The following is a 1624-nucleotide window of genomic DNA, read 5'->3' as shown; positions in this document are numbered from 1 at the left end:
ATCGGGTTGTGGGTTGGTCGTTTGTTGAGAATTGCACAGTGGACGCGAGCATCTTTGTGGTCAAGTTGTCAAGGGCGAACGGTGGATGCCTTGGCACCAGGAGCCGATGAAGGACGTGGGAGGCCGCGATAGGCCTGGGGGAGCTGTCAACCAAGCTGTGATCCCAGGGTGTCCGAATGGGGAAACCCGGCATCAGTCATGTGATGTCACCCGCACCTGAACACATAGGGTGTGTGGGGGGAACGCGGGGAAGTGAAACATCTCAGTACCCGTAGGAAGAGAAAACAAAGAGTGATTCCGTGAGTAGTGGCGAGCGAAAGCGGATTGAGGCTAAACCGGCTGCGTGTGATACCTGTCAGGGGTTGCGTGGTCGGGGTTGTGGGACCCTGCGAGACGAGCTGACACTCGTTTGAGGAGTTACAAAGCCAGCTGCTAGCCGAATGGTGTGGAAAAGCCAACCGTAGGCGGTGATAGTCCGGTAGGTGAAAGTGGCTGGTCTCCTGTGGGTGTTCCCGAGTAGCGGCGGACCCCTGAAATCTGCCGTGAATCTGCCAGGACCACCTGGTAAGCCTAAATACTTCCTGGTGACCGATAGCGGACGAGTACCGTGAGGGAATGGTGAAAAGTACCCCGGGAGGGGAGTGAAATAGTACCTGAAACCGTTCGCCTACAATCCGTCGGAGCCTTGCGGGGTGACGGCGTGCCTTTTGAAGAATGAGCCTGCGAGTTAGTGGCATGTGGCGAGGTTAACCCGTGTGGGGGAGCCGTAGCGAAAGCGAGTCTGAATAGGGCGATTCAGTCGCATGCTCTAGACCCGAAGCGGAGTGATCTAGCCATGGGCAGGCTGAAGCGCGGGTAAGACCGCGTGGAGGGCCGAACCCACCAACGTTGAAAAGTTGGGGGATGACCTGTGGTTAGGGGTGAAAGGCCAATCAAACTCCGTGATAGCTGGTTCTCCCCGAAATGCATTTAGGTGCAGCGTCGCGTGTTTCTTGCCGGAGGTAGAGCACTGGATGGTCTAGGGGGCCCACAAGCTTACCGAAATCAGCCAAACTCCGAATGCCGGTAAGTGAGAGCGCGGCAGTGAGACTGCGGGGGATAAGCTTCGTAGTCGAGAGGGAAACAGCCCAGATCACCAGCTAAGGCCCCTAAGCGTGTGCTAAGTGGAAAAGGATGTGGGGTCGCATAGACAACCAGGAGGTTGGCTTAGAAGCAGCCACCCTTTAAAGAGTGCGTAATAGCTCACTGGTCAAGTGGTTCCGCGCCGACAATGTAGCGGGGCTCAAGCACACCGCCGAAGCTGTGGCATTCACATTTCAACCTCGCTTGGACTTGATTCCTTGTGCAGGTGTGTGGATGGGTAGGGGAGCGTCGTGCCGGGGGTGAAGCAACGGGGTGACCTAGTTGTGGACGCGGCACGAGTGAGAATGCAGGCATGAGTAGCGAAAGAAGGGTGAGAAACCCTTCCGCCGGATGACCAAGGGTTCCAGGGCCAGGCTAATCCGCCCTGGGTGAGTCGGGACCTAAGGCGAGGCCGAGAGGCGTAGTCGATGGACAACGGGTTGATATTCCCGTACCCGCGAAAGAGCGACCCTGATGAACCTCGTTGTGCTAACCACCCGAG

At 57.3% G+C, this 1624-nt stretch carries 1 rRNA gene (cut by a window edge); it reads left to right on the top strand.

The features are described 5' to 3' along the window. The first annotated feature begins 58 nt into the window (after positions 1-58). Positions 59-1624, top strand: a 23S ribosomal RNA gene (locus tag ACZ6S5_RS34745); it runs 1642 nt beyond the window's last position.

This window comes from Micromonospora sp. NPDC051924, from assembly GCF_055586005.1.
Note: the sequence above shows the minus strand (reverse complement) of the source record. Positions and strands in the feature narration are given on the sequence as shown.